Origin of the sequence: Tolypothrix tenuis PCC 7101 (genome assembly GCF_963874875.1) — a bacterium.
Taxonomy (GTDB): Bacteria; Cyanobacteriota; Cyanobacteriia; order Cyanobacteriales; family Nostocaceae; genus Aulosira; species Aulosira tenue.
The window spans coordinates 32,846-56,669 of record NZ_CAWNJS010000004.1 but is presented as its reverse complement, the minus strand read 5'-3'; the positions used below and the strand labels follow the sequence as shown (position 1 = coordinate 56,669).

The following is a 23,824-nucleotide window of genomic DNA, read 5'->3' as shown; positions in this document are numbered from 1 at the left end:
TTTCCGTAAACGCATCTATCGTCTTACTGGACAGGCGTTTACACCTCATATGGTGCGGGATTCTATTGTTACGTATCTTAAATTGTCTGGGACTTCGGATCAGGTGCTAGCTGCGTTGGCAGAACTGATGGCTCACAGTCAAAAGACCCAACACCAAATTTATGATCGCCGTACTTCAGAACAAAAATTGGCTCCCGCTTTGGAGGTATTGCAGTCATTACCTACAGGTAATTTGCCACCAGCACCAGCACCAGCACCACTTAAAACTATTCAGCTACCTATGGAGGTTTAGAAGCAATGATTGACTTGACATTCTCTGTACTGACTGTCGTAGTCCTGTACAGGAGCATCGATGAATTCAACAGGCTATTAATGCCCACTTTTTTAGTGGAAGTACCTCAAAAATTATCAAATAAAAATCAGGAGATGATAGATGGAATATTCTAAATTTGTCCTAACCCATCATACACTGCACTCTCGCTTAGTTTCTTATGCAGCGCACAGAATTACCAGAACCAGTGAGCATATAGAATCGGAAACTAGAGCCAGAATTGCCAAACTGGAAAAACAAAAGGAACGGATGGGCATAGACTTGTTAATATCTAAACAATTGCCTTGTGATTATCATGATATCCCGCGCGATCTGTTTCAAAGTATCGCCTACAGTGACCCAACCTACCGCCAGATTTCCCTAGAGCTTGCTGCTGCTAAATTCAGTTTTATGAAAATGATGAGAACTGATACTACCCCAAATCAGCAAGATTATGCACTAGCGGAGCAACAGGTAAGGGATTATTTTGAAGCCTTGCAAAATCCATCAAAATATGTATATGAATACTGGGGAAGTAAGCTATCAGCTAGAGAGAAACACCTCCTCTACAGTTTAGACTTTCTCTGGTATGACGAAAACGGCAAACCCTGTGAGGCAATTGTATCGACCAACGATGTCACCTGCTGGTATAACCCGCTTTTGTGACTCTGGAAGGATAATAATCAAAGCTAAATGATGAAACTCAGATTTGCTAAGGGTACTAGCACTCTCAAACTAATAGAAATTTCCAAACAAAGCTCTACAGGTAAAATCCTATCAGGGCAAGGGTTTCAGTTTTTAGTTTAGTGAAAGTGATAAAGGAGGGTTAGGTAATTGTCACATAAATGACTCATGTCACCGAACAGGAGGGTCTTGAAGCTCTTGGTGCTAAGGAGGCTGGGGGAGTGAGTTGTTAAAATCATCTCTTTGTCTCCTTTCTTCCGCAGCTTCCCCGGCTCTCTTCTTTTACACTTGCTACTTTTATCTCAACAATTGTAAAAATTCTCGAACAACATCAAAAGGTTGCTCTAGACACCTAGTAGAATCGTATCGTTCGACGATTCGTACACCTTGAAGCCGGAAAAGGCGTTCGCGTTCTTGTTCTTCTACCCGTCTATCCGGGGTGTGATACGGCCCATCGACTTCCAGAATTCCCAACTTTCCTTGATAGCAAACTAAAAAATCCGCCTCTTTGTTGACTCGTGAGTTTGGTTTTCCTGGGTCATTCAAGCGTGCTAAACAGTTTGGGAGATAGAGCACAGAAAATCCGTCTAGTGCATGGGCGATTGCGATTTCAGCTTTTGAGCGAAACCGCAATCCTTTCCATTCGTAAATTCGACTATTTGGATAAAATTGAATCCCTTGGTTATGAACCGCTCTTTCTTCTGGCGCAGCATTACTATCAACTTTTGTTGTCCTATCCAGTACAGTAAATTCTAGAACTTCCCTATCAGGAATTGCCTTTTCAAAGTCTGTGCAATCTTCTCCATCGTAATTACCTGGTGCGCCATCGACATACAGGTAATCAGTTTTTTCACCAGAAGATTGCGTTGTTTGATGCACAAATTGTGACAGCAATTTTTCGGGTTCTCTCAATGAGGGAGCAACCAATTTGCGGGCATTTTCGATATCTTCTGCGGTCACTTTATTGTTACGGCAAATCTTTAATGCCATTTTTAATGTTTGGCGTTTCGTTTCCAAATTTTTTGTCTTTCTTAACTCTAAAAGTGTAGTTACAGAAAGTTTAATATTGGAAATATCAATTTGAAATTTATCATTAATAATTATTCTCTCGTTGTAAGCCCAGGCTCTTTCATGACAAGTAGATGGAGCCAAAAAACCTTCTTCTTCATGCAACCTTGCACAAATTTGATCAAAAGACCCAAATTTCTGAGATTTTTTTAGCCCATCATCAAATATTTCATATTTTAAGCGCCAAAGTAAATGATCAATCTTTTGGTTATGAGTGTGTAAAGAATCAATTATTTTTTTACACTCAGACTCTTCAGGTTCCGACAAATATAGCTCGTCTAACATAGACTATACGCAACAACAGTAAATATTTCCCAGATTTATTGACATGGAGAGCATTCAAAGAAGAGTGGTGCGCCAATGCAACACCTGCTTGGTGGCAAGCTCTTGAGTCAAGAAAGTAATTGGTAAAGTGTTCACTTCCCCCCGTCCAAGAGATGCTGAAGCTTGGCTCTACCCGGTCTTTTTGGTTTGGTCGAGAACTAGGGATAGAGGTAAAGTTACTGGAGGTTACCATCCCTTCAATGCAAAATGCAGACGACAGAAACGATTGACATAGGTAATTGTAACAACAATATGCTGTTTTTGCATATTAACTCAGCCACTGTAACCTCCGAGCATGGGAGGTTCTATCTACTCGGTAAGGTACAGGGCATTTCTTGTACGACTGCGTTCAGCGCGACTTGAAGCTAATTTGACTCAAGTAGAAGTTGCCCAAAAGCTAAATCAGCCCCAGTCGTATGTTTCGCGGTGCGAGTCAGGCGAACGTCGTGTTGATGTGGTTGAACTGACCGACTTTGCAATGATTTACAAAAAGCCTCTCGAATATTTTGTGGATTTTTGTACTCCTAGGAATAGCGATGTCAACGAGGCGCACAAGTAAACGCAAATTTCTCACAAACAATAAAAAATCGATTGATATAGACTGATGTGAGACATTTTTTCGATACATCACCCATTCAAATTGACGGAGATAAATAAACTAAGTATAATTTAGTATATATTCAGCTAAAACAATTACTTCATTTATTCTGAATACCGAAACAAAAATGCTCTGTTCATAAAATCAAGTATTCCAAAACCAGGCTTGGATAAAACCAAACCCAAAGCATCATTAATTAGAGATTCAGGAAATACAAATTGCTTGATATTAAGCGGTATTAGTTAGAAATTTTAAGCATCTGTAAGCAGCAGCAAAGATATGTTTAGAAGGACTTGAGCTTGTAATCGCAATTAAAATTCGCCGTGAGCTTACAGTAATTAAGGCTCCTAACTTCAATAATTTTGTCCGAATAGTTCCAACTTGAGCATTTTGTAGTTCGGTTTTAGCTAAACATTGTTGACGCAATGCATTCATCAAAATATATTCTTCCATTGTTGCCATATTTGTTTAATAACTCTCTCTAGTTCTTCTAACGCCCCTGCTGCTGGATCTATATTAGAAGGGCGAAGTTTGGCTGCCAATAAGTGTTTTCCACAAAAGATATAAAGTGGAGCATAGCAGTATCCTCCATAATAAGTGTTGAAGAAAACTTGCTCTTGATTACCATGCACTAAATCATCAGTTACATCCAAATCTAAAATAATTTGTCGTGGTTCTTTAGAGTAAGACTCTAGAAATATCTTCACAAATAGACTTTCAATTTCTTCTGGCGAGTGACCTATTTTATGATAACGACTGTCTGCTCCTTGTTCTACATCTTCAGGACAATGCTCAAGACGATTTAATGTACTTTTCCCTGCTAAAGTAACTGATTCATTTTCTATACCAATTCTTTTTTGCAATGCTAGCGCAAACATTGGATCATGGCGTAATTCCTCGTGGTCATTCAAGTCTTCATACCCCATGACCAGCCCGTATATCCGTTGCTTAATTAAGCTTTCTATCGAATGATTAATTCGATTTGGCTTTCGGTAATCTTGGAAACACTGTGCAAACTGTGATGTGATTTGCAGTTTGCTGTCTATTTCAGCAATTAAGCTTAACCCTGCATCCGATGTTACCTGTCCACCCTCACCGAGATTCAACCATAATTTTGCTTTGCTACCGTCACGGATTGCGAGTGGCAGAGGTGGCATCTTTGCGGTGGGAGCAAATAGATTGGAATGGTGGCACAATTTACGTGAGGCGAGTCAAAAAAGGTACATCCTCTGTTCAACCCCTTTCTGGTTTGGAGATTCGCGCTCTCCGTCAGTTGCAACGAGATTATCCTGCCAGTCCCTATATTTTCCAGTCGTCTCGACTTAGCCCGTTGGCACATGATACGATCGCCGGCATTGTTGAGCGGGCTGGTAAATTAGCAGGTTTGCCTTTCCCTATTCATGCTCATATGCTGCGGCATGGAACAGGTTACTATCTGGCGAATCGAGGTATTGATACCCGAACCATTCAGAGTTACTTGGGGCATAAAAATATTCAGCATACCGTTCGTTACACCGAACTTGCGTCTACCAAGTTTCAAGGTCTTTGGGATGATTGATGTTTAAGGCCCCTGCTTAATTGTTGCCCATCTCCCCCGAAAAAAATCGCTCTCTTGAAAAACCTCAAAATTTAAGTAAAGCAAGCAACAGGGCTTTTATGGTTCATTTGTATGCATTGCAGCGAACAGAGCTTTTAAAACTGAAGCCAGATGCGATCGCTTGATCACTTAATTTGTGGCTAAAACTGTTTTTGAACCATATTGTGGTTCTTGGCAACTTTTGGTGATCTTGGTTGGGGCAAGGCAGAAGGCAGACGGCAGACGGCAGAAGGAAGGAGGAAGAAAAAATTCCCACAATTGTAGAAGTGCAAGGATTATAGAACATCTGCATTGCAAGAAAGCCTTCTTGCGTAGACGCGAAGCGGCTTGTCGCTAGACATCGCCCGTCTTGGTCACAAGTCCCAATGAGGATAACAAAACGTCTTAAAACCTTCTGCCTTCTGCCTCCTGCCTTCTGCCTTCTGCCCATATTGTGGACGTTTTAAATCATATTTTGACCGAAAGTCGAAAATTTAAGGGTAAAATTAGTGTGTCTTGCTCTACATTTTTTGCCAAATCCAAAAATAAAACTTTTGGTTGCATTATGATTCACATTGAAAACACGCGGACATAATTTGATTCATAAAATTAGGTTGTTGATTGGCTCAAAAGCTTGAAATTACGTTAACCTTTGTAGCTTAAAAGATAAAGTGACCGTTTTTAAAGCAATAAGTGGCCGCAGAACAGAACCTATGACAGAAGCGTATTTGCGAGAATTGAGTGCGATCGCTTGTAAAGTATGGCGAAAGTAGGGCGACGCAAAAATAAGCATTGCAGGTTTTTAGGGCGGCCACTTTATCCTTTAATTCCAGCCACTTTATCCCTTAAGTTACAACCTTTGGTCAGGCTATGGTTCAAAATTTGGTCACGCGGGGGGTAAAATCACAATGAACTTACCCTCGTAAATTGGCAAAGGGATTGTCTATTAAAAGGAATTTCTAGTAAGATAATTTACTTAAGACGAATTAAGAGGTGAAGTAAGGGAGAAATACGATAGATGATTTTTGGCAGTAAATTCTTTAGGTTGAATCAACCAAAAACTCCAACGTTGGTTTTAACCTACTTTATTTGTTTAGTAGACGCTATATCTTAAAAGAGGGGGTGCAACAGCTCACTTCCTCAAAAAGTAGTAACCGTCCACCCACCTCATTAAAAAACTTTCTAGGGTTAATTGTAACTTACTTCGTAAATTAAGTAAAATGTTTGCCTTAAATTAAGGCTTCCCTGATTAATTCAGGTTCAGACAGAGTAAGGGTGGCGGCTGTTGTTTAAATTTTGCACAATCCTTAAGTAGGTTGTGCAGGCCTCCTCTTTTGATTCAATCAAGAGAGGAAAAAATCGTGAGTAAAAATAAATCCACACAACTAATAGAAACATTTAATACAGCATCTCCTGTCCAGGAAATTACTAACTCTTCAGAACTTCAAGAGGTAAGTAAATACCATCCATGCCCTCATTGCAGTAAACCAGATTGGTGCTACCGAATAGGTGATTTAACAGTTTGCAAACGTGGTGCTAAACCTGCGCCCGGTTGGCAAGAAACTAGCACAACAGATAATCAAGGAACCCCATATTATGCTTATGTAAATCCCAAAAAGGAACTAAGACCCAAAAGCAAGAAAGAATTTGTTTATGTAGATAGACAGGGTAAGGAACTTATAAAAGTAACTCGCATCGACAATGGCGAAGGCAAGAAAAAATTCTATCAATCTCATTGGGACGGAAAGGAATGGATTAAAGGTTTGACAGATGAAGTCAAATCTAAAGTACTGATATACCGTTATCCAGAAGTCAGGGCAGCGATCGCAGAAGGCAAAAAGATTTTTTGCGTGGAAGGAGAAGGAATTGCTGATCTACTTTGGTCATTGGGTTTACCAGCAACAACAACGCTGGGTGGCTCAAAAGCATACTGTAAATATGGTAACTACAGTAATGACCTCAAGGGAGCAGATTTGGTACTTTGTCCAGACCGCGATAGGCCAGGAGTTGCATATATGGCTGATGTGGCTATTGACTACCCAGATGCTAAATGGCTTTATGCCCCCCCTAATCATTCTTTGTGGGCTAGATTACCTGACAGCGGTGGACTAGATATAGGAGACTGGATTAAAGATGGTGCTACGGTTGAGCAAATAATGGATTCTATCTCCGACAGAATCAAAGAATGGGAAAATTTGCTTGCAGCAGTTCCCAGCGACAAAGTTGAGCAAGCGCAGGTTGAAAAACCACAATCCACAAAGCAGGAAGCAATAGAACAAGCTAGATTAATTCTTCAATCAGGGCTTAATGAAATTGAGGAGGCTATTCAGCTGGAGAATTTGAGGGAACAGGCGAATTTAAGCACTTCCCTCTGGGAACGTAAGATACTGCCATCTTTGCGCCGAGAATTGCAACCTAAACTGTTAAAAATAGAAATACAGGCATTTTTGAAACTGGCAGATCCCATAGAGCAAGTGACGCAGCGGAGCCGTATCGTCAGCCGCTATCACCTAACCAATAGAGAATTTGATCAGCAGTGCCATGCTATTAGGAACGCCGAAAAGCAGAACCTTCAAAAGCCAAGGCTTTTAACACCGAAGGAACTTTTTAACCTTGAGAGCGAAAATCTAGATTTTTTGGTTGCTGGTTATTTGCCGCGCTTTACTAGTGGACTAGTATCCGGCTTGCCGGGGGTTGGCAAATCTTTGTTAACAATTGATTTAGCTTATGCAATCGTCACAGGTGGAGAATTCTTAGGTGAAAAGGTAAAGCAAGGTAAGGTGTTAATTATCAACTCCGACCAGCCCCTCAACATCACTGCTAACTATTTAAGTGATCACGGGTTTGATGAAGAAACTCCTAATTTGAGAGTTATGGGACAAACCAAGGATATGGCTGGGTGGACTATCAAGGATATGGAATCACTTGAGTATTCGTTAGAGGAGTTCCAACCAGTTTTGACAATTATCGATTCTATCCGCGCTACCATTTGCTACCCGCTGGGAATTGAAGAAAAATCAGAAATTGTCGGGTATTGGATGAAGGAAGTAGAGCGCTTATGCATTCGCTATGGTTCGTTATTGTGGGTTCATCACGACAACAAGGACAAAGATTTAAGTGGTGTCAGCCGCTCTTCTGGGTCAACAGCTATACCAGGAAATGCTTCCTTTCACTGGAGATTGGAAAAAGCAAATAAAGATGACTCAGATCCAAACAGGATTTTCTCAATGCCTAAAACACGGGGATTTGAACCTGTAACGCTCAATCTAAAATATGAAGCTAATACCGGACAGTGGATTAGCCAAGGACGAGTCGGGGAGTCTCCAGATGTCGCAAAGGCCAATCAAACCTTACAACAAAGAATTCTTGACTTTTTAATGCAACGCCCAAACACTGGCTATACGGGGATAGAGATAAAAGAAGCTTTAGGTGGTAGCGATAGTGTATACACGATTCTTAACCGAATGGTGCAAAGAGGAATTATTGGTAAGCGAAAATCAAAATCTGACACTGCTAAAAACACCAAAGTCTATTTTGTCAAAATAGAAGATACTGAAAAAGGTGTAAATACCCCTCCCCCCTAATTTTTCCTAAAGTAGTGTTAGGTTTAAAGCTAAAAGTCTTACAGAGTAAGACTTTCCAAAACCTAACACTAAACCTAACACCTTAGAAGTGTTAAATTCTAAAAAATAGGTGTCAAGCTTTGAAAACTCTGACATCACAGCACTTTCAGTTCAAGAACAGGTAAACTTAACACCTAAACCTAACAAGGGAGAGGGTTACACAAATAAGTAGAACAAATCGCTTCTCAAGTAGCCTAAATCGAAAAAGCTGTTTTGAGTTTTTGGGATAAATTTCGGTTTTAGGCTTAATCCGCGAGCGCACTACGCCTTTAGCTCAATCTAACTGAGTTGCGTTACCCAAAACTTTGTTCACGGCTGAGGTGTTTCTGGAAATGGTCTGTGAACGAACAATTGGGCAGTAAAAAATCGCCATGTTCTATTTAACATGCCTGCGATCGCGCTATACATCCAAAACCCCTTAACTGTGAACGGATGATCGCTCATGTTCAATTGAACATAAAAAATGAGTACTGCAACCTCCCAAGTTAGCCAAAAATGGCAGGAGAAACTGTGCCACGTTCATAACTTGACTAGTTCAAAATATCTTTATCGAGCAATTAAATACTTACAAACTCAACCACACATAGAAGTCCGGTATTATTTGTTCCAATCTACGTAGTTCCGCAGCGGCAATTTCCTCAAGCAGCAGGACTGCACCCCACCGCCGCTCTTCACTCCAATTACTGAGGATAGCTGTTACAGCCATAACGCCATTCTTAATCCCCTCCCTTAATAATTCAACACAGGTTTCTATGGGGGTGTTTTCTCCATCGTCTGGCTCAAAAACCCCAAAATCGATGCTCTCAACTTTGGTATCCACCCCTGCCAATGGGGGTATCCCTATACCATTATGGGGGGGGGTGGATACCAAGCAGCTTGACTCCTCAACACCTTTCGGGCTTGTAGTTGCTTCACGTTTTGGCACCGCCTCAGCCCATTGCTCACCATATCTGGTCTGCATTGCCGCCTGATATCGCTGTTGGTCAAAAGCTGCTTGTCTAGCTCGCTCTTCCTTTTGGGCACGTTTACTGGCACGGTGGGCAATTACCGCATTAGCAAAATCCAATTCCGCTGGAGATAGCGAGAAATGTTTAACCTGTTTCCCCCGTGGCCCAACTTTACGATCAACCAATTTTAATCCCAGTTGTTCTAGCAGAACCCCCAGCAGCCATATTGGTTGGCAGTTAGAAGGAACTGTGAAACCCAAAATCGCTTTAATATGAGGCGCACAGTATTTGGCATTTTCGGTCATTCTCAACAAGTCGGGGTCATGAGCCGTAACTTCCTCTCCGGCTACTAAGCGTATGAGAATATCATGCAGTCCCAAGTTAAACCTAGCCAACCACCGCGCCGAGTAATTGCCCCAGTCCATGCACAAAGGTAGGTGGAATCGCTCAAAGAGATCTTTGTCTGCCACAATTCTTGGCGGGGAAGGGTATTGTCTTCCGGTACGTGCATCCACAATTGTACCTTCTGGTTCTTGAAGGATTGCTTCTAAATGGGCGATCGCTTTAGATAATCTGCCACCGTTATCTTTTTCTACCAGAGCAGGAGTTACGGGCATTCCATAAGCATCGAGTATGCGAAATTTCTCACATTCAAATACTTCAGACGGTGTGAGGTAGTCTTTGCTTGCACGCTGACGATATTCGCTCTTGGAGATATCTTTGGCTTGAGCCACAGCTGCACAATAAGCAGTATCTAAAGCATTTGCGGCATTTTTGAGATACTCCTGGGTGAGTTTATCTTCTTGAGTACCCATAGGTATAATTTGATTTCCCATCTCACTCAACAAGTCGCGCAGATCTGCACGCAGGTTGTTGATTGATTGATGACGAGCAGCCATGATTTGGCAGTGTGCATCTAATGCCCAGTCTTTTTCAGTACCGCGAGAGCCAGAATCCCGGTCAATTCGCAACAGAAAAGCGGTTATTTCATTAGTTTGCAGTAAGTGTTCCTTAATCTTGGTGGCGTTAGTGTCTTTGTAGCCAAAAGGCGGGCGCTTTGCCACCCAAACATGAATCGGTACGATTGGGCGATAGCGATAAAGCTGTTGGGCGCATTCAGTAGCAGTTTGGGAAACCCCATGAAAAACGCCAAAAACGGCATCAAAATGATAATTAGGTATATCCACCCCCGTACCCAGGCTAGGAGAGGTTAAAAGGGCATCTAGACCATTTACAGCGTTAGTTATGTCTTTAATGAAGGCGACATTTTCTTCACTACCGGAGTTTTCCGAGTGAATTGCCCAGATTTTTAAGGGTGTGGGGTCACTTTGGGGTGTAGTGCCTATTGCAGGTATCGAAGGCAGGGAATTGTTCTGGGGGATGGTTCTGTGGATAGCGGAGTTATTGACTCTAGTTTCTCCCGTGATGGGTGATGTACTTTCCCCTAAACTGCTATCTGAAATGTTTGGGGTTTTGGGAGATGCTGTGCTTTCTTCCCCAACATACAACAAGCAACACGCAACATCTTGCCCTTGGAAAGCAGAATCTTCCATATGCACTGACATAGAAAGCGACTGCTCAAGTTTTTTAATAAAGCGCTTGGAGTCGGAAACCACCATGATTTTCTGTCCCGTCATCAGTGCTGCCGAAATTTGGGCAACTAGGGCAGAAGAATCATCTCCCTCATACCAGTAGATGGGGCGAGCGCCATTTTTCCACTCGTTTTTGATAATAAAAGGCTTTTCGCCCACAGGACGCATGGCGCGAAAGAAATCCACTGTCACATCGTCCATGTGCGCGTCGGCAATGACGACTAAGGGCGCATTATACACGATGTATTCCAGTATTTCTAAAATTTGTGCCCGGTATTCTTTGCAGGTTTTGCTGTGCAGTAGGTGGGTGAGGTATTGGCAAGCTTCATCGATAAACACGCAGCCATAGGTGAGGGCTTGAGTGTTAAGTTTGTGCAAGCTGTCGATGGTGATGCTGAGGGCAGTAGCTTTGGCTAAACCTGTATAACCCAGGTCAGAGTACATCTCGGTGTTGAGACGTTTTGCCAGGTTTTTCAGTAAATTAACCCGATGTCCGTTATTGAGGAACCGCTTGTCAGGATGTGCAATGCGCCACTGTCGCATGAGTTCGGTTTTACCCGTACCCATGTCACTCCACAAGACAACTAGTCCAGACTGGGGAAGTAGGAAACTCTGGGAGTGGTGGCTATGGGGCTTAGACTCACCTCCGGGAGTGGTGGCTATGGGCCTATGGGGGCTGAAACTCTCCTTTGAGTGTGGGGACTTTGCAACTGTGGGGGAATGGCTCATAAAGGAAGACTCCATCTCATCTTCCTCTACACCCTGGACTGAAATGGCTTGAGTTAGATACTTGACATTTACTGTAATATGTGGATTGTATTTGCTGCTGAGTCCCCGGTGTTTCTGGAAGTAGGAGCGCTGGTAATCTTGAAGGCTTTTGGCATCATCGATGATCGCAGTCAGTAACTCGTCGGCTTTTTCGCCCTTCGGGTTCGCAGAGCCGACACGAGGGAAACCCTCCCGCAGCGCTGACTCACTACGCTCAACAACAAAATCATCTACGCCTTTTTCTGGGCCTGGTAGCAATGCTACAGAGCAGATATTACCTGCTGCCTCAATAGCTTTGCCAGTACGTATGGTGGCTTGAAAGACTGACCAGCGGGTTTTGGGCTTCGCCTCATAGTCGAAAAGGATGATAAACTTGCGCCCTGGTTGTGCCATTGGCAGCAAGTCTGGGTGGAGGCGTTCGTCAAAATCTTTTTTACCAACCCGTCCGTTCCAGATACCAGGGAGAGCGATCGCCACAAACCCAAGACTTAGCAAACAGGCAGCTTTCTTCTCCCCTTCACACAAAATTATGGGGATTTGTGGGTTTTGCTGTACCCACTCCCAAAATAACCGTGGATTAAGCCTGTCTTGTAAGCGCAGGGCAAGGGGGGAATGATACCACTTGATATTGTATCGTCGCGCTACCATTACCCAAATACAGTCAGGGATATCGAAGTAGGTGACACGGTTGGGTGTTTTGGGTGGCGATTCGTATTTGACGGGTTTACCTTTTTCCGCGTCAATTCTGGGTTGGGAAGGTTTTAAGCGCCCCCATTCCATCGGGAGCCAGTTGTTTTGGGGGTCGAGTCCGCTAATCCATAATCCTCCCAATTGCGCGTGTTGGTACTGCTTTAAGAAGCTATCTGTGACTCGACCAGCGTTTTTGCGGGGGATGGCATTGGAGATGAACAGGTAGGAGAAAACTGCTTCTCCTGCGAGATGGATGAAATTGCGCTCAATGAGGGCAGGGTGAATGGCGCTAAGGGTGGCAAGTTCGTGGTACTCAGCAGGAGTTAGGTTATTTGGGTAATGGTTTGGGGTGTTGTCGTTCATGAAGCATCACCCCTTCTGCCACTATTACACCTCAATACTCCAGGAATGGGGCACAAAAGAGAGAAAGGTGAGGGAGAAAGCGATTGAATTGAGCAGTTAGATAAGCTTGTACTTTGTATAGAAATCTTCACGGTGGCTATTCCAGTATAGGAATAATCACGAATAAAGCATCTTTTGTAATAAGCACTTTTCGCTCCCATCAATATTTATCAATATTGATCTAGCTGTTAACTCTGGCTGAAACTATTGCTAAATAAGGGTTTCAAAAAAAGCTGGTCGCCCGATGGGGCGTTTTGGTCGCCCGATGGGGCGTTTTGGTCGCCCGATGGGGCGTTTTCTGTTAACCGCTGAAAGTATTGCCGTGCAAACTTTAGAAGCCTTTTTTAGCAACTTTTTTTGGTTAACAAAACTGTTAACTATTTACCCCATAGGATGTTAACCCCCTATGGGGGGCAACTTGCTTGATTGAAAATTCTGAAACCCTCTTGGGCTAGGGTTTTAACATCGCCAATTCCAAATTATCTTGGGGAAGGTAAATTCACGCTTGGTCTGACTGATTCGCCAAAAAGTCAATACCCGCCCAAAGCTCTTGCGCTTCTTTCGGGTCTAGTTTTCGTTTGCCCTTCTCCACCATGCACAGCCAAGCTTTGGTTTTACCTGCCCACTCAGCCAAGGCTGTTTGGCTGACTCCTTTGGCTTCCCTTTGCTTTCGGATATCAGCCCCTGTTAAGATACCTTCTGACTTGGTGCGTGTGACTGGCTTCAGTTGTAATGGTTCAGTCTTGGCAGCTAGCAGTGCTGGGATAGGGTCAGGCGGCTTAATCGTCAACTTGGCTTTCCACAGTCGGTCAATAATTTTCTCTTTTCTCCAATCAGAAGGTTTCTCGGTTTGGCTATTAGGTCTCAACCATTCTGGGTAGGTGGAATCGTCAAAGATAACTCGCCAGTTCATACTCATTAATAAAGTCAGAGAGTTATCCCATCGTTGCTTCAGATTATAGGCTTCTCGCTTTTCTTGACGGGCTGCATTAATTCGGGACTCAAGCTCTACGGCTTCTAACAGGCTGCCAACTTTGTGTTCGTACTGGTTTTTATCCCACATTTTGATGCGGCTAACCATTGTGAGGTGAATTGCCAGTTTCAGTGCCAGTTCTTCATGGTAGGGGTCGATTTTCAAGATTTCTGTGGCTAGCCAGCCAAATTGATGCAGCGCAATTCCAGCTTTTATTCCCATTCTATTTAGCCATTTTTCAGCCCAAGGCCCAGGACTAACATTGATGTAAACCTCCAAAGGAGCATCCACCTTTCCTGTAAATATATTCTTCTGTCCTCTGGCATCTACCTCGATTACCCATAGTGGAGAAACACTAACACTAACATCAACTTTATTGCCCTTCGGCTTGCCTTCAACCCAGGTGCATTCCATTAACATTCGTCCCAAATGAAAGGCGATGCTAGCAAGTTCAGCGAGTTTTTCAGATACAGTTAAACGATGTTTTTTATCCCAACCTATTTGCTTAATAACTTCTGTACCTTTTAAAATGAAATTAGATTGAAAAGGATTATGTTGATTAAAAAGATGGGAAGCAAAAACTAACTGAAGTTTGGCTGCATCAATTCCCATTAAATCGATAACTTGGAGGGCTGCTTCCCATGCCAAAATATCACCATCCTTTTCCCCACCTATGAAAACTTCTACCCGATTGTTGGGGTTAGTCTTAGAAGCCGCTTCAAACACACCGTGGTTATTGGCATTTCTTTTCCATTTATCGGGACGATAGTGAGACTCAACACCAGCCCTCAGAGGTGCTGGAGTGGGTAAGCCTGTAATTTCGGGTAGTTTGGGTTCAGTGGCTGGCTCTCCTAATGTTGGCTCTCCTAATAAATTTTCTAGAGTTGACAAACTGAGCTTATGCAATTCCATTTTCTGTATTAACTCAGCAGCAACTCGGAGCGCACATAACTTAGTTAAAGAATCTTCGATAACGAATACAGTATCGCCAACCTTATTACTCTGATTGGCCTTACTTTTACTGGAGTCTGGCTTGCATATTGAGGGATTTTTTCTAGATGCAAGTAGGGTTTTATCAATTTTTATGTCTTTGAATAAATCCAGATATGGGTTAATTTCTGAATTGAAAAAATTCTGTAATTCTTTCTCATTATGAGCTAATTTATGAGCCTGCTGTAGCCATTCATATTTCAAATCCCAGAATTCGTCTGGAATTTTAAAATACTTTTCTAAAAAGATGTTCTCAACTCCAAGAGGTACATTATTTATATTTTGTTTTCCTCTTATATCAGGGTCTAGTTTGGTAATTCTTTCTAAGAGAAACTCTTCTAGCAGACGGATTATTTGAAGTTTGAAATAATCCTTATTATCTGGGTCTAACATAATCTCTAAGACTGACCAACTAATGCGGATTCAATTCACCTTCGGACTGGAAAATAATTTACTTGTCCATTGGTTAGTATTCTTGGTAATAAGTACTGCTCATGGCGTTCATGCACTATTACAAAATACCAGCCTCGGTTAATACTTGACTTAAAGCATCAACTTCAGTGACGCTCATTAATCCTCCCTTACAGCGGCACCATCTGATCTCCTAAGTGATGCGCTCGCCCACAAGGGGCAAGGTTGATGGTTTTACCAATGTACAAAACCGCGCTCATACTGCATCACAAAGTAAACAGCAGGGTCTGAAGGGCATCTGCAATTGCAGATGATTGTTCATGCTTCCCCCTTTTCTTTCTTGGCGGGCGAGGGGTTTTCGTTTTCTTCTAGCCATTCTTCTATAAGGTCAGTTATCACTTCGCTCATAGTTTTTTGTTTTGCTGTGCAAGCCAGCTTAAATCTCAGCTTCAAATCCTTGTCGATATAGCTGCTCAGTTCCGTCATGTTTGGCGGTAGTTTCGCCATTAGTTCCTCAAGTTTCATATACGCTCATCCTCGTATATTACTGTTTTGCTTTTTCAAGTTTACTCGTTTACGCGTAAACGAGTAGTGATGCTATACTACCACCATATTCTGAAAACGCCCAAAAACCTTGCGCTGACTCAAAAGCAGCCTATTTTGGGTGACAGAGTTTTATTGTCAAAAAAATTGCCTCAATCAACTCTGACAAAGGATTGAGCGCGTTCATCCCCAATATTTGGAGAAATAAATCATGATTGCTCCTTTTCCGAAATTGGCTGAAACACCCCAAACTACCCCAGCAATAGCTGTAGGAGACGATTCTGGGGCTGGGCTAAAAAAGCTTTGCTTAGGCAATGGCACAACCCAAACAAGAGTCCGTACTCCCTCAAAAGTCTTGGAAATAAAGGAAGAATTGCACGATGTCCTGACCTCCAATGAAGGGGGACACTTCTTCTACCACTCAGGCGACAGGCAGGATTTAGTTGGGCGGGAATTTCTCACTGGTACACTCGCAGCCTGGAAAGCCCCTTCAACCCACATCAAACTCAGTGACGACCCCGCACTAAAAGCTGAATACGGCTTGCACACATTACTTGGGGCGTTGGCTACCCTGCCCTACCGTCCAGAGTGGAACCTGCATTTAGTGCTATCTATACATAATGTGAAAGTTTTCAAAAATTTGTTAACCGAGAAAACCAGTGGCAGTCACACAGTTAGCTTCAACGGCAAAAATACGCCAGTGTCACAGGTCAATTTGAACGTAAGTTTGGTCGTCCCCGAAGGCGCTGGCTCCTACTCCTACTGCGTTTGTGCTAAACCAGAACCATTAATTGACCGCAGCGCCCACGCCATCGCCGTGGATTTTGGCACATCCACAGTCATCCCCACAGTTTTCGCCCCAGGTGGCAGCATTATCCACCGCCAAGTGTTGGCAGTCGGTGGTTGTATTGATTTGTTAGATGCAATCGCCGCAGATCCAGAATTGGTTCAATTCCTGGGAACGGGCAAAGCAGGCAGCATTGAAATTATTCGCCAAGGAATTGAATCGCATTCATTTCAATATGGCACTCGCAATTTTAACTTCCGCCATATTTACGCTCGTCATCTCAAACCTTGGTTAGCAGACCGCCTGCGCCTAGCCTTGAAGGAAGTTGAGGAATGGCGAGATGCTGCTCAAAGCTTTGTCGCTTGGGGTGGTGGTGTGGAAATGCCAGGGGTAGCCTCCATGCTGCAACGAGAAGGCATTACCCCAGTAGCAGAGGGATGTTGGGCTAATGCCATTGGTTTGCAACGGATGGCATTTGCAAGAATGCAGCGGGGGAAATAATGATGGCTGAGAATAAGCGAGTGCGCCTAGAGCCACATATTGAGGAATATCTCAAGTCACATGCTATTAGAGTATTAGACAAACCAGCATCGGCAGTTACTAGTGCTGAGTTAACCACCCTGACCAACGCCATTATCTACGAACACAAGCTGGCACAGTCGATGGCCAAACAGATACCATTCGCCAAATTGTTTAGTTGGCTGATGAGTTGGGTTCCTGGGAGTAGAGTTGTTGGATTGAACCAACAGGCGACGGATGTGCCAACAATGAAGGAACTTCCAGAACCAGACAACTTTGAATTTGACGCAGACTTAGGCGATTTATATGAGGAGGCAGCATGACAATAGACCAAATCGCTCTTCTCAACAAAATTGAGCAGTTGTTGGGCGAAATCATTGCCAGTGCTGAGTTTAAAGCCATTGTTGATGACTATATCCCGTCCGTGGATGTCACCTTAGGCGACGCAAAGACCGCAGTTAGCCAGTTATTGAATTACTTACAGCAGACAAGCTCCAAGTGTTGGCGCTCTTAAAATCCTTTCTTTGGCTCATAACTGCTGTTTCAATTGTCTTGTCTAAATTTACTCTTGAAAAACCACGATTCAAACCAAATCAAATTGACGCTCTTAAAAGCGACTGTGGAGAATTTATGGATTTTGGCATCAAAAACCCAGTAATGGGGCATAGCTCCCACATCGACGAAAAATCTCTCGCTTGGGGTGGTGTAGACCCTGATATCCTGGCTTATCTGTCTGATGTCAGCAAGCTAGAGCAGTTTGCTGACATGGCGCAAAACACCGACCAACTCGCGCAGTACCTCGACCCCTTCCTGGAAAACGCCGCCAAATATTTTGAGGCGATGCAAAAGCTAGCAGACGGACAGGTGACTTGGACTCAACTCAGGAAACAGTTCGGCTCGAAAGTGGCAAACGCGATCGCCAAAATCAGGAAACTCAATGCCGAATTTGATGCCGATATGCAGAAGGTGGATGCTCAAGATAGGGCAGATTTACTACGAATTGAGCAAAAGCGGAAGAATGCACTAACTGAGATAGCGGTACAACTACACCAAGACTTGCAAGCGGAACTGTGGCGACATGAAAACAAGATATCTACCATCGAAAGCCGCCACCAAGTAAGCGCACAACGTCAAACCATCCAGGAGGGGCTAAGGGCGAGAAGGCAGGAATTACTTGCCCGTGCCCGATACGGCTCCAAGGTTTTGAATCCCCACCAAGAGCAAGCAGAAACCATACCAGTATCAATTGCTGCTGGTGCTACACCAGCCAGTTCCGTATCAGCTAGTGGCACAGTTCAAGGCTTTGGAAATTGGTGGACTAATTTCTGGAATGGACTAGGAAATCGCTAAAAGGGGAGTCGGTTGGATGTTAGCACGGAAAGAACCAGAAACTTCGACTAACGCCAGCCCCTTTCAATTTGGGGGGTTGGTACAACCACAACAGGTAAAATCCCAACAACCCAACACGCAACCCCCACCCGTACCAGAAAACAACCGAGAACGGACATTTCGACGGGCAGGTAATCTCTGCGAGATTGTGGCTGGGGCATCCCTTAACTCCGCTGTGATTTTTACTTTCCACCTGCTCCAATTTCACCCCGTGGGGTTGCTGCTGGCGTTAGGTGTAGCACATTTGTACTTCACCGCGACGGCAGCAGGGGAGAAGGGACGGCAACTAACCAATGTCATGACCGGCTGTAGTGCCTCCCTTGCCCTGCTGTGTTCTTTATCGGAACCTGTAGGCGAATGGTGGGAAGCCAGTACATCTAAATCTGTGGCACAGAGCGAAATCCAACAGATGTATGCACCATCTACCAACAAATCAAATTGGCTAACGGGAGTAGGGATTGCAGTAGTTATCGCTGTTTTAGTGATTTACATTACCAGTGGTAGTAGAACGAGAAGATGAGCTACTTAACCCCCCAACATGAGCAATTAGCTCATCAACAGCAGTCCAGCTTCATGCAGTGGTTTGGACAACTGCCTTTTGATAGGAAGATTGCAGCCATTGGGGTTTCCATCACCATCGGCGTAACCTGTGCAGCTGCTTCCTGGACTTTGGAAGCGAGCGATCGCATTTACTTTTGCATTCGCACTCCCCAACAAGGACTACGGTGTGCCGATAATCACAATCGCCCTTACCGCATGACTTTATGGCATTGGCAGCAGTGGCAGAAAGACGGGATGCCTACGGTTGTGGTACCCAATAGGAGTATTTCACCCAAGGGTTTGGTTAAAGCTACTAACCCCTACAAACCCCTGTGGGCAATGGGTGCATTCGTTGGGTTTGCCGCTGCTGGTTGGATGCTCAGGCACTTGCAGGACACAGAACGCCAGCTAGCCAATTTCCAGACTGTAGCAGAGAAACGGGGCTATGCACAGGCTGAACTCAAGGCACAGTCAGAATTACTAGATGATTATCGCGCTGTTGCGATTAAACAGGTAGAATTGCAGACTGAGTTAGAACTGATTGCCAACGACCACACGGTAGACATCCAAAAAGCCGAAATTTTGGGTGAAACCGAAATCAAAATTACCCAGATAGAAGCTAACGATGTGATGTTTGCAGCAGAAACTGTTGGGATGAGTGAGGAACAGAAGCAGGAGTACATTAACTTTCTCAAATCTCAGAAAACCCCATATCTGCAAGGAAGCCAAACTTTACAGGGAACAATTGACCCCGGCGATAAGGTAGAAGGTTCGGGGAATAAAGAAGCACGTTTAGAAGGCGAAAATACTCAAGATGAACAAAATAGCGAAAATAGCGATTTATCCACCTCCCAACCGCTGACACCAATAATCCCAGCAGCTTCTTCCTGCAATAATCCCACCTTGGAACCGCTGAATCGCATACTGGGTGCCAAGCGCTCAACCCTAATTGTCGGTGGTACTGGTGCTGGTAAGAGCGTCACGGAGAGCTATATGCTCACCAAATTTAGTCAACGGTTTCCCAAAGCTGATGTTTGGGCGATCGCTCAAAAGAATGATTCCTTCTGTGGGCTAGACAAAAAAGGACGGGTACTTTTATTTGACCCTTTAGAACCACAACTGGCGATGGCTGCCATTGACCAAGTTTACAGCACTTACGATCAACGCCGTCGAGTACCGGAACACCGCCGCCATGAATTTGAGCATCAACCAGTCAGGTTAATCTTGGCTGATTGGCATTCAATCTACGAAACAGTAAAATTGGAAGCATGGTTTCAGCCCTACCTCAAGAAAATCAGCACCATTATTACAGTCGGTAGAGAACTAAATGTTTGCCTGATTATCGACACTCAATCTTTTAATTTAGCTGCCTTGGGTATAGGGGATTCCAATATTAGAAAAAACCTTTACATCATTGCTCAAGGCAATTACAACGTTGAAGCAGATGGCACAGTTAATGACAGCTATGGTGTACTGTACAACCTGATAACTAATGCCAAGATTGTGGAAGATGCAGTACTGCGTTCCTCATTAAAAGAAAGATTTAGTGAGCTAAAGCCACAATCTAAGGAACTAGGACAACCGCTAATATTTATCTCAGTTGACCCCATGCAGTTGGATATTCTGCCTGATATCACCGATTATAAACCAGGAATTAAACCAGCAATTCAACTGGATACAGTAAGTCCGGAATATCTTGATAATCTACTGAAGCTGGAATTCGATATTGATTTATCTACAACTAGTATAAATAGTTTGCTTAATCAAAGAACTAATCACCCGGTTGATGAAAATGCTAGTGATGATAATCAAGCTGGCTCAGATATTAAACTAAGCGAGATTCAAATTAAACTGGTTGATTATCTCAAGGGGAAAGGTGCAAAGACTCCACGTCAAATTAAACAGAATGCGGGTAGTAAATTCAAGGGTATATCGGAAGCACAAATCCGTGAAGAACTCAATCTATTTGTGCAGAAGGAGAAAGTCATTTGTACAGGTGAAGATAGTTACAAATTAGTCGATTAGGTTGGACTGTTGGTTGGGTTGGCTAAATTGCACTTTTTGGGGAATATATGCGCTTTTCCCCAACACATCCAAAACCAACCTACATACCCAAAAGCATTGCTATATCTAGATTACAGTAGCCAACAGCAATCCAACACTTCACTCAAGCACTAACCAAAATCCAAACGACGATTTAGTTGATTTTGAATACGGGGTGTTGCGATGATGAGCTATCGGCTTTTGGCGACAGCGCTTTGCGATCGCAGTTACAGTTAGAATAAACACGCTGATAAATTTGTTACCCAATCTTGGCTAGCCAACAATGAATTTTTTACGTTAGAGCAAAAGCAAACTGATTGAGATAACGAGATTTCTTGGCTCTACTATTCACAGATGTATCCCCATGTTATGGGAATAAAAAACTTGCCAATTTACTGAATATTGCATGAAAATGCGAAAAAGAGGATACTTATGATGTATTTAAAGCAGAAATATGATTGTTTCGGCAAATAAATCGTAAATATGACTGTTCAATTATCCCAACCTGACTTTCAACGCCTGATCAGAATAGTCTCTAATTTACCAGACTTTGCTAATGTGCGAGATCGTCGTCGTTTAGTTGCAGGTGCTTTAGAAGGTGTACCAAAAGCAAATATTATCTTGGCACAATTAGATTTGGATGGTAATCCGAAGAATGTTGCGGTTGAGGTAGTGCACTTCTTTGCAAATTTTGGACAGGTGGCGTATGGCAAAGAAGCTTTAGGTGTTTTCCTCAATTATATTCAATTCTCTACTAGCGATGAAGATACTTCTTTCATCCAAGATTTATTTCAAATCTATCCTCTTGATACTCCAGCGACTCCCAACCGCTTAATTGATCGTTGGCGAGGAACTGATAATATGGCTGATATTAAAGAAAAAATTATCGGTGAAGATACATTACGCCACATTTATATTTTAGATATGGCGCTTGATGCAGCTAAAGCTGTTGTTCATATCAAAGTTCCCAAATCGGACGGAGGTACTGAAGCAGGTACAGGTTTTATGATTGCACCGGATTTATTGATGACTAATAATCATGTTATTGCCAGCCAAGAAGAAGCTGAAAAAGCTGAATATACCTTCAATTATCAATTAGATAAAAATGGTAATCAATGTCCTATCATTACAGTCAATGCGTTACCTCAGGGAAATTTCTATACAAATTCTGATTTAGATTTTACAGTTGTAACACTTCATAATATTCCCGATTTTGGCAATCATTTAAAACTTAAAAGCAAGCTAGTACGGCAAGATGAACGAGTAGCAATTATTCAGCATCCTGGTGGACATTTAAAAAAAATCTCCATCCAAAATAACTTTGTTGCCTATGCTGATACTAAAGATGTGCAATATACTACTAGTACACTCCCCGGCTCTTCCGGTTCGCCTGTATTTGATGATGATTTTCAGGTAGTTGCAATTCATCATAGTGGGGGAATGTTAATAGAGCCAAGTACCCAGCGCAAATATTTACGCAATGCGGGTACAAGTATGATAGCTGTGTTGAAAGATTTGCAAACAAATGCACCAGAGATTTATGCACAATTGCAGGGTAATTAAGCAATGGCGATCAGTGGTAAATTAATGCAAGAATTGCTAAACTTTCTGCAACAGCATCTTACAGATAAAAATGATTGTAAAAGTTATTTAAGTCTATTATTTGGGACAAACCAATCTATATTAAATCAGATTCAGTGGGATAATACATTAAATAATATTATTATCAATGTTTTAGTTAAACTAGATGCCTATGGTACAATGCCAGATTCCGGACAAACAGCTCTTTGTGGATTTTTCAACTTAATTAGTGAAAATGTGGGATCTGATGTCAGAATAAATATCGATAGGTTACTGGAATTTATTAGAAAAGAACAAGAAGAACAAGCAATTTATGAATTACAAAAAATTCTAAAAACTTTAGAATTAGACTACTTTACACAAATACAACAGTCATACTCTATCTGTGTACCTCGTTATTCGAGTGATTGGTTACCGGAGAATATTGAAGACATTTACCAGGCGCTTCAAGATATTTATCACCAAGAAGATTCTCTCGATTCAATTACTAAATTTGTAGCTCTATTATTAAATAATTCAGAACTTTGTGAAAATACTGCTATTGCTAAACTATTAAAACAATGGGGACAGCATAATAATCCCCAGTTTTATCATTTATTGAAGCAAACTAAACAAGATAGCCAACACAAACAGAAACATATAGATATTTATCTAATTATTTTAATAGAACCCAGTATTCAGCAAGCTGATAATAATCTTTATATTATAAAATCGTGGTTAATTCCAAATATCAGTCATAAATCCTTGGAAATTTCATATCAAACCAAAGAAAAGTTCTATTTTAAAGAAATACCCAGTTTATTGAGCTATTTTATTCAACAAAGCATTCATCAACTAGGAAAATTACCCAAAACAATCGAATTTTTCTTACCTCATGAGCTATTTAACCAAGCAATCGATGCTTTTATTCCACAAAAAAATGCAGATGATGAAGATGAGGATGATGAATTACCAATTCCAATTGGTGTAAATTATACCGTTAGTATTCGTTCTTATCAACGTATAAAAAAATTATTGAAGAAAAAGGAGCGAGATGAAAAAATTATACGTTGGCAAGAGAAGTGGGTAAATCTCAACAGCAGAGGGGAAGAATTCTGTTTTCCTTATTTTATGTCAGGAGATAACTGGCAAGAAATTTTTACTGAATTACAATCAGATAATGCTATTGGATTAAAATTATTTAAACTTCCTTCTAAGGATATTTTGAAGGTTATTGATCAAACTGGCACTCCAGTGGCTTTATGGTTAAGAAATGAATTGAATAATTCAAATTTACTAACTGATTTTGAAGCAATTTTACAAGAGTGTTTAATTGCACAATTACCGAATAAGGTAAAAGAGAAGCGTATAGTTGCCTTTAAGGAGGAAAACCATATCGGAGAACATATAACCCTATTATGGGACAATCCAAATATCTTGCCGCCAGAAGTTTTACCTGCATCACTACCAGAAGTTTTACATTAATA

Annotated in this window: 20 protein-coding genes and 1 pseudogene; 14 read left to right on the top strand and 7 right to left on the bottom strand. The window is 42.3% G+C overall.

Annotation, left to right across the window (positions count from 1 at the left end):
- Both AACU25_RS36475 and AACU25_RS36470 read left to right on the top strand, forming a co-directional pair.
- The coding region (locus AACU25_RS36475; RefSeq protein ID WP_339382137.1) for a site-specific integrase at window positions 1-292 on the top strand (292 nt) is incomplete at its 5' end.
- A 141-nt stretch (window positions 293-433) separates the two neighbouring features.
- Window positions 434-976 carry a hypothetical protein gene (locus tag AACU25_RS36470; protein ID WP_096585565.1) on the top strand — a complete coding sequence of 181 codons (543 nt, stop codon included), beginning with the start codon at window positions 434-436 and terminating at the stop codon, window positions 974-976.
- A 315-nt stretch (window positions 977-1,291) separates the two neighbouring features.
- On the opposite strand, the gene AACU25_RS36465 is transcribed toward AACU25_RS36470, so the two are convergent.
- The gene (locus tag AACU25_RS36465) at window positions 1,292-2,347 is read right to left on the bottom strand and encodes a hypothetical protein (RefSeq protein ID WP_199346865.1); all 1,056 of its coding nucleotides are present in this window, start codon (window positions 2,345-2,347) and stop codon (window positions 1,292-1,294) included.
- A 334-nt stretch (window positions 2,348-2,681) separates the two neighbouring features.
- Here AACU25_RS36465 and AACU25_RS36460 point away from each other — a divergent pair, with 334 nt between their 5' ends.
- Window positions 2,682-2,945, top strand: a complete 264-nt coding sequence (locus AACU25_RS36460) for a helix-turn-helix domain-containing protein (RefSeq protein ID WP_096585562.1) — start codon at window positions 2,682-2,684, stop codon at window positions 2,943-2,945.
- 267 nt (window positions 2,946-3,212) lie between these two features.
- Here AACU25_RS36460 and AACU25_RS37075 read toward each other — a convergent pair whose 3' ends face one another.
- Entirely contained in the window at window positions 3,213-3,419 is a 207-nt protein-coding gene (locus AACU25_RS37075) for a transposase (protein WP_422641130.1), read from the bottom strand.
- A gap of 8 nt (window positions 3,420-3,427) precedes the next feature.
- Window positions 3,428-4,078, bottom strand: a pseudogene (locus tag AACU25_RS36455) (IS1380 family transposase); the annotation flags it as partial.
- Between AACU25_RS36455 and AACU25_RS36450 the strand changes: the two are divergent.
- Window positions 4,060-4,542 carry a tyrosine-type recombinase/integrase gene (locus AACU25_RS36450; protein ID WP_096585560.1) on the top strand — a complete coding sequence of 161 codons (483 nt, stop codon included), beginning with the start codon at window positions 4,060-4,062 and terminating at the stop codon, window positions 4,540-4,542. The pseudogene AACU25_RS36455 and the gene AACU25_RS36450 overlap by 19 nt on opposite strands.
- A gap of 658 nt (window positions 4,543-5,200) precedes the next feature.
- Here AACU25_RS36450 and AACU25_RS36445 read toward each other — a convergent pair.
- Entirely contained in the window at window positions 5,201-5,353 is a 153-nt protein-coding gene (locus AACU25_RS36445) for a hypothetical protein (RefSeq protein WP_190445937.1), read from the bottom strand.
- 568 nt (window positions 5,354-5,921) lie between these two features.
- Here AACU25_RS36445 and AACU25_RS36440 point away from each other — a divergent pair.
- Window positions 5,922-8,144 (top strand): AAA family ATPase, encoded by a 2,223-nt coding sequence (locus tag AACU25_RS36440; RefSeq protein WP_096585557.1) that lies wholly within the window; start codon window positions 5,922-5,924, stop codon window positions 8,142-8,144.
- A 604-nt stretch (window positions 8,145-8,748) separates the two neighbouring features.
- On the opposite strand, the gene AACU25_RS36435 is transcribed toward AACU25_RS36440, so the two are convergent.
- Complete coding sequence (locus AACU25_RS36435; RefSeq protein ID WP_096585554.1) at window positions 8,749-12,543, bottom strand: DUF3854 domain-containing protein; 3,795 nt, start codon at window positions 12,541-12,543, stop codon at window positions 8,749-8,751.
- Between the two features lie 283 nt (window positions 12,544-12,826).
- Between AACU25_RS36435 and AACU25_RS36430 the strand changes: the two genes are divergently transcribed.
- On the top strand, window positions 12,827-12,982 hold the full coding sequence (locus AACU25_RS36430) for a hypothetical protein (RefSeq protein ID WP_190445934.1): 156 nt from the start codon (window positions 12,827-12,829) through the stop codon (window positions 12,980-12,982).
- Between the two features lie 99 nt (window positions 12,983-13,081).
- Here the strand turns inward: AACU25_RS36430 and AACU25_RS36425 are convergent, their stop codons facing one another.
- Both AACU25_RS36425 and AACU25_RS36420 read right to left on the bottom strand, forming a co-directional pair.
- Entirely contained in the window at window positions 13,082-14,938 is a 1,857-nt protein-coding gene (locus AACU25_RS36425; RefSeq protein WP_096585551.1) for a helix-turn-helix domain-containing protein, read from the bottom strand.
- A gap of 336 nt (window positions 14,939-15,274) precedes the next feature.
- The gene (locus AACU25_RS36420; protein ID WP_096585548.1) at window positions 15,275-15,481 is read right to left on the bottom strand and encodes a plasmid partition protein ParG; all 207 of its coding nucleotides are present in this window, start codon (window positions 15,479-15,481) and stop codon (window positions 15,275-15,277) included.
- Window positions 15,482-15,710: 229 nt separating this feature from the next.
- On the opposite strand from AACU25_RS36420, the gene AACU25_RS36415 reads away from it, so the two are divergent.
- The 8 genes from AACU25_RS36415 to AACU25_RS36380 all read left to right on the top strand — a co-directional run bounded on the left by AACU25_RS36415 (window position 15,711) and on the right by AACU25_RS36380 (window position 23,822).
- Window positions 15,711-16,787 carry a ParM/StbA family protein gene (locus AACU25_RS36415; RefSeq protein WP_096585546.1) on the top strand — a complete coding sequence of 359 codons (1,077 nt, stop codon included), beginning with the start codon at window positions 15,711-15,713 and terminating at the stop codon, window positions 16,785-16,787.
- Complete coding sequence (locus AACU25_RS36410) at window positions 16,787-17,128, top strand: hypothetical protein (protein WP_321206835.1); 342 nt, start codon at window positions 16,787-16,789, stop codon at window positions 17,126-17,128. Before AACU25_RS36415 ends, AACU25_RS36410 begins: the two co-directional genes overlap by 1 nt.
- Window positions 17,125-17,319: a hypothetical protein gene (locus AACU25_RS36405; protein ID WP_096585540.1), complete on the top strand. Its 195-nt coding sequence runs from the start codon at window positions 17,125-17,127 to the stop codon at window positions 17,317-17,319. The genes AACU25_RS36410 and AACU25_RS36405 overlap by 4 nt, the downstream gene beginning before the upstream one ends.
- 116 nt (window positions 17,320-17,435) lie before the next feature.
- Window positions 17,436-18,155 carry a hypothetical protein gene (locus AACU25_RS36400; RefSeq protein WP_096585575.1) on the top strand — a complete coding sequence of 240 codons (720 nt, stop codon included), beginning with the start codon at window positions 17,436-17,438 and terminating at the stop codon, window positions 18,153-18,155.
- Between the two features lie 16 nt (window positions 18,156-18,171).
- A complete protein-coding gene (locus AACU25_RS36395; protein WP_096585537.1) occupies window positions 18,172-18,714 on the top strand; it encodes a hypothetical protein in 543 nt (180 codons plus the stop codon).
- Entirely contained in the window at window positions 18,711-20,759 is a 2,049-nt protein-coding gene (locus AACU25_RS36390) for a type IV secretory system conjugative DNA transfer family protein (protein ID WP_096585534.1), read from the top strand. Before AACU25_RS36395 ends, AACU25_RS36390 begins: the two co-directional genes overlap by 4 nt.
- 501 nt (window positions 20,760-21,260) lie before the next feature.
- Window positions 21,261-22,340 carry a trypsin-like peptidase domain-containing protein gene (locus AACU25_RS36385; RefSeq protein ID WP_096585531.1) on the top strand — a complete coding sequence of 360 codons (1,080 nt, stop codon included), beginning with the start codon at window positions 21,261-21,263 and terminating at the stop codon, window positions 22,338-22,340.
- Between the two features lie 3 nt (window positions 22,341-22,343).
- Window positions 22,344-23,822, top strand: coding sequence for a VMAP-C domain-containing protein (locus tag AACU25_RS36380; RefSeq protein WP_096585528.1), 1,479 nt, complete (start codon window positions 22,344-22,346; stop codon window positions 23,820-23,822).
- Window positions 23,823-23,824: the final 2 nt, after the last annotated feature.

Excerpts from the sequence above, each read along its gene's own strand:
- AACU25_RS36470 (WP_096585565.1), top strand. The coding sequence starts at position 434 with ATGGAATATTCTAAATTTGTCCTAACCCATCATACACTGCACTCTCGC.
- AACU25_RS36465 (WP_199346865.1), bottom strand. The coding sequence starts at position 2,347 with ATGTTAGACGAGCTATATTTGTCGGAACCTGAAGAGTCTGAGTGTAAA.
- AACU25_RS36460 (WP_096585562.1), top strand. The coding sequence starts at position 2,682 with ATGGGAGGTTCTATCTACTCGGTAAGGTACAGGGCATTTCTTGTACGA.
- AACU25_RS37075 (WP_422641130.1), bottom strand. The coding sequence starts at position 3,419 with ATGAATGCATTGCGTCAACAATGTTTAGCTAAAACCGAACTACAAAAT.
- AACU25_RS36450 (WP_096585560.1), top strand. The coding sequence starts at position 4,060 with ATGTTACCTGTCCACCCTCACCGAGATTCAACCATAATTTTGCTTTGC.
- AACU25_RS36445 (WP_190445937.1), bottom strand. The coding sequence starts at position 5,353 with ATGCTTATTTTTGCGTCGCCCTACTTTCGCCATACTTTACAAGCGATC.
- AACU25_RS36435 (WP_096585554.1), bottom strand. The coding sequence starts at position 12,543 with ATGAACGACAACACCCCAAACCATTACCCAAATAACCTAACTCCTGCT.
- AACU25_RS36430 (WP_190445934.1), top strand. The coding sequence starts at position 12,827 with ATGGGGCGTTTTGGTCGCCCGATGGGGCGTTTTGGTCGCCCGATGGGG.
- AACU25_RS36425 (WP_096585551.1), bottom strand. The coding sequence starts at position 14,938 with ATGTTAGACCCAGATAATAAGGATTATTTCAAACTTCAAATAATCCGT.
- AACU25_RS36420 (WP_096585548.1), bottom strand. The coding sequence starts at position 15,481 with ATGAAACTTGAGGAACTAATGGCGAAACTACCGCCAAACATGACGGAA.
- AACU25_RS36415 (WP_096585546.1), top strand. The coding sequence starts at position 15,711 with ATGATTGCTCCTTTTCCGAAATTGGCTGAAACACCCCAAACTACCCCA.
- AACU25_RS36410 (WP_321206835.1), top strand. The coding sequence starts at position 16,787 with ATGATGGCTGAGAATAAGCGAGTGCGCCTAGAGCCACATATTGAGGAA.
- AACU25_RS36405 (WP_096585540.1), top strand. The coding sequence starts at position 17,125 with ATGACAATAGACCAAATCGCTCTTCTCAACAAAATTGAGCAGTTGTTG.
- AACU25_RS36400 (WP_096585575.1), top strand. The coding sequence starts at position 17,436 with ATGGATTTTGGCATCAAAAACCCAGTAATGGGGCATAGCTCCCACATC.
- AACU25_RS36395 (WP_096585537.1), top strand. The coding sequence starts at position 18,172 with ATGTTAGCACGGAAAGAACCAGAAACTTCGACTAACGCCAGCCCCTTT.
- AACU25_RS36390 (WP_096585534.1), top strand. The coding sequence starts at position 18,711 with ATGAGCTACTTAACCCCCCAACATGAGCAATTAGCTCATCAACAGCAG.
- AACU25_RS36385 (WP_096585531.1), top strand. The coding sequence starts at position 21,261 with ATGACTGTTCAATTATCCCAACCTGACTTTCAACGCCTGATCAGAATA.
- AACU25_RS36380 (WP_096585528.1), top strand. The coding sequence starts at position 22,344 with ATGGCGATCAGTGGTAAATTAATGCAAGAATTGCTAAACTTTCTGCAA.